The following is a 1506-nucleotide window of genomic DNA, read 5'->3' on the forward strand; positions in this document are numbered from 1 at the left end:
CGGGATACCAGGCCTGTCGCCGAGTAGCGCGTTTCCACGCTTGCGACGGCATCAGGCCGGGCGACTCTTCAAACATGTCCAGCGAGACTTTTTCACCAAGACCGAACATCGCCATGTAATCGTGCAGACGATCAATGCCGAGCTTGTGCGCCAGGTCGTAGAAGTAGGTGTCGTTGGAGCGCATGATCGCCGCGTCCATATCCACCCAGCCGTCACCGCTGTGGTTCCAGTTGCGGTACTTGTGGTCGAAATCCGGTAGTTGGTAATAGCCGGGATCGAATACACGGGTCTGTGGGGTCACGACGCCGGCGTCCAGACCCGCGATGGCGACTTCGGGCTTGATCGTCGAGCCTGGGGCATAAAGGCCGCGCAATACGCGGTTGAACAGCGGACGGTCGATGGAATCGCGCAGCGCTGAATATTCCTTTGAGCTGATGCCAGTCACGAACAGATTCGGATCGAAGCTCGGATTGCTGACCATGGCCAGCACTTCTCCAGTGGACGGATCAAGGGCAACCACGGATCCACGGCGGTCGCCCAAAGCAGCTTCAGCGGCTTCCTGCAGCTTCACATCGAGACTGAGTACGATGTTTTTACCAGGCACCGGATCGGTGTGCCTGAGTACGCGCAGCACTCGGCCTTGAGCATTGGTTTCGACTTCTTCGTAACCGACATGGCCGTGCAACTGCGCCTCATAAAAACGCTCGATACCGGTTTTACCAATGGATTGCGTACCTCGATATTCCACAGAGTCGAGGGTTTTCGATTCTTTTTCATTGATCCGACCGACATAACCGATCGAATGGGCGAAATGAGCGCCGAGGGGATAGTGCCGGACAAACTGCGCCTCGACATCAAGTCCCGGTAATCGAAACTCGTTAACCGCCAGGACGGCAATCTGCTCTTCCGTCAGCTCATAAAACAGGGTGACCGGAGTGAATGGGTGACGGGATTGCTTCATCGCCTTGTCGAATACCGTGCGGTCTTCAGCAGGCAAGTGCAGCAAGTTGATGACTTCGTCCAATTCTTGATTGACGTCGGTGGCACGCTCACGGGTGATGGTCAGGTTGTAGCTGGGGCGATTGTCGGCGAGCAACACACCGTTGCGGTCGTAGATCAATCCACGCGTTGGCGGTATCGGGAGGACATGGACGCGATTGTTTTCGGAGATGGTCGAGTGGTAGTCGAATTCCACGACCTGAAGGATGTACAGGCGCACCACCAGAGCGCAGCTGATGGCGAAGACAAACAGAGCGCAGGCGATCAATCGCTTGTTGACCAGCCGCGTCTCTTTTTCATGATCCTTGATCGGGATTGGTTCAGGCATTTCTACAGCAACTCTTTGACATAAATGAGTGCCGATCCGTGGGCAGGACATCAGTCCGTTAAAAAACGAGCTGCACCATACCAAAACTCGCCATCCACTTCAGGATGAATTTCCCCGGTGGCAGGCTGAAAACTTTCTCGCAGGCAAAACAAAACCCCAACTGCTTTCGCAATTGGGGT

1 protein-coding gene is annotated in these 1506 nt (G+C 55.2%); it reads right to left on the reverse strand.

The annotated features are described in order from the left end of the window. The coding region (mrdA, locus tag D6877_RS03820; RefSeq protein WP_130909910.1) for a penicillin-binding protein 2 at positions 1–1327 on the reverse strand (1327 nt) is incomplete at its 3' end. Positions 1328–1506: the final 179 nt, after the last annotated feature.

The organism is Pseudomonas sp. Sample_9 (assembly GCF_004307535.1).
GTDB classification, from domain to species: Bacteria; Pseudomonadota; Gammaproteobacteria; order Pseudomonadales; family Pseudomonadaceae; genus Aquipseudomonas; species Aquipseudomonas mercuritolerans.